At 74.7% G+C, this 7,249-nt stretch carries 6 protein-coding genes and 1 riboswitch; of the genes, 2 read left to right on the top strand and 4 right to left on the bottom strand.

Annotated features, from left to right (window positions below; translation table 11 throughout):
• Window positions 1–10: 10 nt before the first annotated feature.
• Window positions 11–171, bottom strand: a riboswitch (cyclic di-AMP (ydaO/yuaA leader).
• A 217-nt stretch (window positions 172–388) separates the two neighbouring features.
• Entirely contained in the window at window positions 389–1,495 is a 1,107-nt protein-coding gene (locus E4P41_RS20660; protein WP_135143089.1) for an LLM class flavin-dependent oxidoreductase, read from the top strand.
• Window positions 1,492–2,124, top strand: coding sequence for an FMN reductase (locus E4P41_RS20655; protein WP_135143088.1), 633 nt, complete (start codon window positions 1,492–1,494; stop codon window positions 2,122–2,124). Before E4P41_RS20660 ends, E4P41_RS20655 begins: the two co-directional genes overlap by 4 nt.
• A 94-nt stretch (window positions 2,125–2,218) precedes the next feature.
• Here E4P41_RS20655 and E4P41_RS20650 read toward each other — a convergent pair whose 3' ends face one another.
• The 4 genes from E4P41_RS20650 to E4P41_RS22460 all read right to left on the bottom strand — a co-directional run.
• Window positions 2,219–3,793 (bottom strand): FMN-binding glutamate synthase family protein, encoded by a 1,575-nt coding sequence (locus E4P41_RS20650; protein ID WP_135143087.1) that lies wholly within the window; start codon window positions 3,791–3,793, stop codon window positions 2,219–2,221.
• A 109-nt stretch (window positions 3,794–3,902) separates the two neighbouring features.
• On the bottom strand, window positions 3,903–5,402 hold the full coding sequence (locus E4P41_RS20645; protein WP_135143086.1) for an SLC13 family permease: 1,500 nt from the start codon (window positions 5,400–5,402) through the stop codon (window positions 3,903–3,905).
• Window positions 5,403–5,416: 14 nt separating this feature from the next.
• On the bottom strand, window positions 5,417–6,967 hold the full coding sequence (locus tag E4P41_RS20640; protein ID WP_135143085.1) for a gluconokinase: 1,551 nt from the start codon (window positions 6,965–6,967) through the stop codon (window positions 5,417–5,419).
• 60 nt (window positions 6,968–7,027) lie between these two features.
• Window positions 7,028–7,249 (bottom strand): hypothetical protein (locus tag E4P41_RS22460; RefSeq protein ID WP_167761206.1); only part of this gene is annotated, 222 nt, incomplete at its 5' end.

Here is a 7,249-nt window from a genome sequence, read left to right as displayed (position 1 = left end):
CGGGTGCTCTCCGTTCTTCCGTGGCCGCCTACCGAGTTAGCTGACGGGTTCGGGCGGGAAGCAGCCCTACCGGCCTCCGAGCGGTGCTCGGCGGCGGGATTCACCCCAGTACTGCGGTGGGTCCCCGGCTCGCGCCCGCTGGCTGCGGACACGACTCGGCGGCGTCCGGTCAGGCTCCCCGAGCGGGGACGAGACGACCGACCGGACGGGAGCCACCGTAGGCGGCGTTACCGCTCCGTGACAATCCCGCCCACCACATCCGTGCCGTGAGGCCCCTCGCGGGACCCGGTCGGCCGCTTCCCTCGTCCAGGGGGACACCGGGAACAGCCTCCGGGAGCGCGACGTTGCACCGGCCGGTAGTTGCACGCTCAATCAGATGGAGGCGGTCATGCAGTTCGGGATCTTCTCGGTCAGCGACATCACCACCGATCCCACGAACGGCCGCACGCCCAGTGAGGCCGAGCGGCTCCAGGCGGTCGTCACGATCGCCCAGAAGGCCGAGGAGGCCGGGCTCGACGTCTTCGCCCTCGGCGAGCACCACAACCCGCCGTTCTTCTCCTCCTCGCCGACGACCACGCTGGCCTACATCGCCGCGCAGACGACGACGCTGCAGCTGTCGACGGCGACCACGCTGATCACCACCAACGACCCGGTGAAGATCGCCGAGGACTACGCGATGCTGCAGCACCTGGCCGACGGCCGGATCGACCTGATGATGGGCCGCGGCAACACCGGCCCCGTCTACCCGTGGTTCGGCCAGGACATCCGCAACGGCATCCCGCTGGCGGTGGAGAACTACGCGCTGCTGCGCCGGCTGTGGGACTCCGACGTCGTCGACTGGTCCGGCCGGTTCCGCACACCGCTGCAGGGCTTCACCTCGACCCCGCGGCCGCTGGACGGGGTACCGCCGTTCGTGTGGCACGGCTCGATCCGGTCCCCGCAGATCGCCGAGCAGGCCGCGTACTACGGCGACGGCTTCTTCTCCAACCACATCTTCTGGCCGAAGGAGCACACCGCCCGGATGGTGGAGTTCTACCGCCGCCGCTACGAGCACCACGGCCACGGCGCCGCCGACCAGGCGATCGTCGGCCTCGGCGGGCAGGTGTTCATGCGGAAGAACAGCCAGGACGCCGTCCGGGAGTTCCGGCCCTACTTCGACAACGCCCCGGTCTACGGCCACGGCCCCTCGCTGGAGGACTTCTCCCGCGAGACGCCCTTGACCGTCGGCTCGCCGCAGCAGGTCATCGAGCGCACGCTGGGCTTCCGTGACTACGTCGGTGACTACCAGCGGCAGCTGTTCCTCGTCGACCACGCCGGCCTGCCGCTGAAGACGGTGCTCGAGCAGCTGGACATCCTCGGCGAGGAGGTCGTACCGGTGCTGCGCCGCGAGTTCGCCGCGCGCAAGCCCGCGCACGTGCCCGACGCCCCCACCCACGCCTCGCTGGTCGCGGCCCGCGCCGCCGCCGCGACCCCGGAGGAGGTGACCGCGCGATGACCACCCGCACGCTCGCCGTCGTCAGCGCCGGCCTGGCCACTCCGTCGTCCAGCCGGCTGCTGGCCGACCGGCTCGCGACCGCGACCGTCGCCGCCCTGCGCGAGCGGGGCGACGACGCCACCGTGGAGGTCGTCGACCTGCGCGCCCACGCCCGCGACCTGGCCGACAACCTGGTCACCGGGTTCGCGAACGGGTCGCTGCGGGCCGCGGTCGACACGGTCGTCGGCGCCGACGGGCTGATCGCGGTCACCCCCGTCTTCTCGGCGTCCTACAGCGGGCTGTTCAAGACGTTCTTCGACGTCCTGGACCCGGAGTCGCTGACCGGCACGCCGGTGCTGCTCGGCGCCACCGCCGGCACCGCCCGGCACTCGCTGGTCCTCGAGCACGCGATGCGGCCGTTGTTCGCCTACCTGCGCGCGATCCCGGCGCCCACCGGCGTCTTCGCCGCGTCGGAGGACTGGGCGGGGGCGGACGGCGTCGACTCGGGCCTGGCCGGCCGCATCGACCGCGCGGCCGGCGAGCTCGCCGATCTGGTCGCCGGCGGGCGGGCGGGAGGTCACCGGCAGCGCCGCCCGGCCGACCCGTTCGCCGAGGTCCCTTCCTTCGAGGAGCTGCTCCGCGGCACCTGAGCAAGGACCCCCTGCCCCCGCCGCTAGCACGCTCACGATGGGCCCCTGCACGGGGCCGGCGGGGCCCGGGACGGGGCCGTGCAGGGAGCCGCCTTCAGCCGACGGCGTCGGCCGACTCGGGGGCGGCGCCTCCCTGCGGACCCCGGGAGGTCATGAGCCGCACGATCTCCTCGCGGTCGGCGGCCGAGGGCAGCCCCCACCCCGGGTCGTAGCCGTAGACCTCCCTGAGCGGAGTCGAGGCCGTGCGTCCGGTGAGCACCTCCACGGACGAGACGTCGATCAGGCCCGGGTGTTCGACCCCGCACGCCTCGGCGACCTTGAACAGGTCGCGGCGCAGCGTCTCGATGTAGTTCGCCGCCCGCACCGACTTCAGCCGCGGGTCCAGCCCGTGCGCCAGCCACGGGTTCTGCGTGGCGACGCCGGTCGGGCAGGTGTCGGCGTGGCACTTCTGCGCCTGGATGCAGCCGATCGCCAGCATCGCCTCGCGGCCGACGTTGACCATGTCGCAGCCGAGCGCGAAGGCGATGGTCGCGTTGTCGGGCAGGCCGAGCTTGCCCGCGCCGACGAACGTGACCTGCTCGTGCAGCCCCGCGCGGGCGAAGGCCGAGTAGACGCGGGCGAAGCCGAGCTGGAACGGCAGCGACACGGAGTCGGTGAAGATCAGCGGCGCCGCGCCGGTGCCGCCCTCCCCGCCGTCCACGGTCACGAAGTCGACCCCGCGGCCGGTGGTCGCCATGAGGTCGGTGAGCTCGTGCCAGAAGGCCATGTCGCCGACGGCGGACTTGATTCCGACCGGCAGGCCGGTCTCGGCGGCGAGCAGCTCGACCCAGTCGAGCAGGCTGTCGGTGTCGGAGAACTCCGCGTGCCGCGACGGGCTCACGCAGTCCACACCCTCCGGGACACCGCGGGCGGCGGCGATCTCCGCCGAGACCTTCACCCCCGGCAGGACGCCACCGAGGCCGGGCTTGGCGCCCTGGCTGAGCTTGATCTCCAGCGCGCGGACGGGCGCGCCGGCGACGAGGTCCTTGAGCCGGGCGAGGTCGAACCGGCCGTGGTCGTCACGGCAGCCGAAGTAGGCGGTGCCGATCTGGAACACCAGCTCCCCGCCGTGCCGGTGGTGGACCGCGACGCCGCCCTCCCCGGTGTTCTGCAGGCAGCCGGCCAGCGCCGCCCCGCGGTTGAGCGCCTCCACCGCGGCGCCGGACAGCGAGCCGAAGCTCATCGCGGAGATGTTGACGACCGACGCCGGCCGGAACGCCCCCGCTCGCCCGCGGGGCCCGCCGAGCACCTTGGCCGAGGGCAGCCGCACGTCGTGCGCCGAGGCCGGGGACGACGGCGGGACGGCGCGGCCGAAGGTGCGGTGGTTGATGACCGGGTAGCCGGCGGTGTACTCGAGGTCGTTGTCGGTGCCGAAGCCGAAGTAGTTGTTCTCCTTCTTCGCCGAGGCGTAGACCCAGCGCCGCTGGTCGCGGGTGAACGGCCGCTCCTCGTTGTTGCCCGCCACCAGGTACTGGCGCAGCTCGGGGCCGATGGACTCGAGCAGATAGCGGGCGTGGCCGATGACCGGGAAGTTGCGCAGGAGGGTGTGCTCGCGCTGCAGCAGGTCGCGGGCGGCGACGGCGGCCAGGGCACTCAGCCCGGCACCGGCGAGGCGTGAGCGGCGTCTCATGGTGGCCACGATGCCACCCCGGCGCCGGTCATGGCAGGTCGACCGCCCGTGGCCGCGTCCGGCCGCGGCCACGGGCGGGGCCGCGGGGACGGCGGCCGCGTCGGCGCCCTCAGAGGAACAGGCTCAGCACCAGCGCGATGAGGAAGCCGATGGTGCCCAGCAGGGTCTCCATCACCGTCCAGGTCTTCAGCGTCGTCTTCTCGTCCATCTGGAAGAACCGGCTGACCAGCCAGAAGCCGGAGTCGTTGACGTGCGAGAGCACCGTCGCGCCGCCGGCGATGGCGATCACGACGAGCGCCAGGTCGACCGAGGACAGCCCGTCGGTGGCGGCGATGACCGGGGCGATGAGCGCGGCGGTCGTGGTGAGCGCGACCGTCGCCGATCCCTGGGCCACCCGCAGCAGCACCGCGATGACGAACGCGGCCACGATGACCGGCAGCCCGATGTTCCCGAGGACGTCGGCCAGCGCCTCGCCGATGCCGCTGGCCCGCAGCACCCCGCCGAACATGCCGCCGGCACCGGTGATCAGGATGATCGCGCAGACGGGGCCCAGGGCGCTGTTGACGATCGACTCGACCTCCGCGCCGCTCTCCCCGCGCCGCCGGCCCAGCACCCAGGCGGCGACCAGCACGGTGATCAGCAGCGCGATCGGCGTCGCGCCGACCAGCTGACCGGCCCGCACCGGCCAGGACTCCTCGTCGACGGCGCCGCCGGTGGCCAGGGTGGTCAGCCCGGTGTTGAGGAAGATCAGCACCAGCGGCAGCAGCAGGATGCCGACCACGGTGCCGAATCCCGGCGGGGCCGGGCGGGTGGCGGTCGCGGTCTCGGCCAGCCGTCCGGTCGGGGCGGCGATCCCCGGCGAGGTGCCCTCGACCGACGGGTCGGGCGCGTTGTCGGCCGCCACCGCCGGCCGGGCCGAGGGGCCGGGCGTGGAGCGCTCGGGGTCGGCCAGGATGTTCGGCACCGCGATGTCGTAGCGGCGGCCGGCCCACAGCCCGAACAGGTAGCCGCCGAGCACCCAGGTCGGGATCCCGATGAGCAGCCCGAACACCAGCACCAGCCCGATGTTCGCGCCGATCAGCTCGGCCGCGGCGACCGGCCCCGGGTGCGGCGGCACGAAGGCGTGCATGACCGCGAAGGCGCCGGCGACCGGCAGCCCGTAGGTGAGCAGCGAGCCGCCCAGCCGGCGGGCCACGGTGAACACGATCGGCAGGAACACCACCAGGCCGGCGTCGAAGAAGATCGGGAAGCCGAACAGCAGCGCGGCCACGCCCAGGGCCAGCGGCGCCCGCTTCTCGCCGAACCGGCCGATGAGGCTGTTCGCGAGCACCTGCGCGCCCCCGCTGTGCTCCAGCAGGCGGCCGAGCATCGCACCGAGCCCGACCAACAGCGCGACGCTGGCCAGGGTGCCGCCGAACCCCTCGGTGAGCGTGCCGACGATCTCCTCGAGCGGGATCCGGGTGGCCAGCGCCACGAGCAGGCTGACCAGGATCAGCGCCAGGAACGCGTGCAGCTTGAGCTTCATGATGAGGAACAGCAGGACGCCGACCGCGGCGGCGGCGATGAGCAGCAGCGGGCCGGCGCCCAGCGCCGGTTCGACCTCGGGCACGGGTTCCTCCAGGGTCAGACGGGGCCGATCGGGGGGTCGTCGAGCGCGTCCAGCGCGGTCAGGACGTCGGTGAGCGCCTCGGTCGAGCGCTCGACCAGGGGCCGCAGCTCCCGGTAGACGGCGACCTCGGCCGGGTCGGGCTCGACCGGGTCGTGGACGGCGATGAGCGAGCTGGCGGCGTCCAGGTCGGGCAGCGCCCCGAGGGCGTGCAGGCCGAGCAGGCTGGCGCCCAGCCCGGTGCCCTCCGGCGAGTCGGCGACCCGCACCGGGAGGTCGAGCGCGGCGGCGAGCGTGCGGACCCACAGCGGGGAGGCGACCGCTCCCCCGGTGGCCCGCACCTCGCGCACCGGCAGGTCGGTGGCGGCGAACGCGTCGCGGACCAGCGCCAGCTGCTGGCAGACTCCCTCCACCGCGGCGCGGACCAGGTGCGGCCGGCGGTGCTCGCGGCGCAGCCCGAGATACGCGCCGCGCAGCCCCGAGCGCCACCACGGGGCCCGCTCGCCGAGCAGGTAGGGCAGGCAGAGCAGCCCGGCGCTCCCGACGGGCACCTCCGCGGCCTCCTCGAGCAGCCGGGCGTCGAGCTCGTCGGCGTCCTCGCCCTGGGGCTCGGGCTCGCCGGGGTCGACGGCGAGGGTGTGACTGGCCCAGCGGACCACCGAGCCGCCGTTGTTCACCGCGCCCCCGACCACCCAGTGCTCGTCGGTGAGCGCGTAGCAGAACAGCCGTCGACCGGGGTCGACCGTGGGCGTGGGGACGACGACGCGCATGGCGCCGCTGGTGCCGAGGGAGACCGCGGCGACGTCGGGCCGCACCGCACCGACGCCGAGGTTGGCCAGCACCCCGTCGGAGGCCCCGACGACCACCGGGGTGCCCGCCGGCAGCCCGGTCGCGGCGGCGACGTCGGCGCGCAGGCCGGCCAGCACCGCGGTCGTCGGCACCACCTCGCCGAGCTGGTCGGGCCGCACCCCGGCGATGGCCGTCGCCTCGTCGTCCCACCGGCCGGTGCGGATGTCGTAGAGGCCGGTCGCGGAGGCGCACGACCGGTCGACCACCTGCCGGCCGCCGCACAGCGCCGCGACGACCAGCTCCTTGACCCCGCCCCAGCGCGGCACCGCGCTGACCCGGTCGGGGTCCTGCGCCCGCTCCCAGGAGAGCTTGACCAGCGGCGACATGGCGTGCACCGGCGTGCCGGTCCGGGCGTGCAGCGCCGGGGCGCGGCCGTCGGCGACCAGGGCGCGCGCCCACTCGGCGGCCCGGGCGTCGGCCCAGGTCACCACCGGGCCCAGCGGCGTGCCGTCGGCGTCCATCGGCACCAGTCCGTGCATCGCCGCGCTGAGGCCGATGCCGACGACGCGGTCACCGCGCTCACGGGCGAGCGCGGCCACCTCGGTGAGCGCCTCGACGGCGGCCTGCTGCAGGCGGGCGGCGTCGAGCTCCGCGCGGCCGGGGCCGGGCACGAGCAGGGGGTAGCCGACGCTGACCATGTCGCGCACCCGCGCATCGACGCCGGCGGTGACCGCCTTGGTCGCCGTCGTCCCGGAGTCCAGTCCGACGACGACGTCCACGTCCACCTCCCGGTCGGGCCGCGCGGGTCGCGATCGCGCTCGGGCCCCGACGCTAGCGGGTCAGCAGGCCGGCTGCGCGTCGCCCGGCCGGTCCTCGCCGGGGTGCTCCTCCGCGGTCAGCAGGCCGGCCAGGCAACGCAGCGCCGCGTCGAGCTGGCCGGTGACCCGGCGCAGCGCCTCGCCGGCCAGCCCGAGCTCCTCCTCCGCCGCCGCCCGGGCCTGGTCGGCCTCCTCCCGCATGCGGGCGCACGCGGCGACCGCGTCGTCCTCGACCTGGCGCGA

Origin of the sequence: Geodermatophilus sp. DF01-2 (genome assembly GCF_004571065.1) — a bacterium.
In the GTDB taxonomy this organism is placed as follows: domain Bacteria; phylum Actinomycetota; class Actinomycetes; order Mycobacteriales; family Geodermatophilaceae; genus Geodermatophilus.
Note: the sequence above shows the minus strand (reverse complement) of the source record. Positions and strands in the feature narration are given on the sequence as shown.

Bases quoted from the DNA above. Each gene is read 5' to 3' on its own strand.
- E4P41_RS20660 (WP_135143089.1), top strand. From the start codon at position 389: ATGCAGTTCGGGATCTTCTCGGTCAGCGACATCACCACCGATCCCACG.
- E4P41_RS20655 (WP_135143088.1), top strand. From the start codon at position 1,492: ATGACCACCCGCACGCTCGCCGTCGTCAGCGCCGGCCTGGCCACTCCG.
- E4P41_RS20650 (WP_135143087.1), bottom strand. From the start codon at position 3,793: ATGAGACGCCGCTCACGCCTCGCCGGTGCCGGGCTGAGTGCCCTGGCC.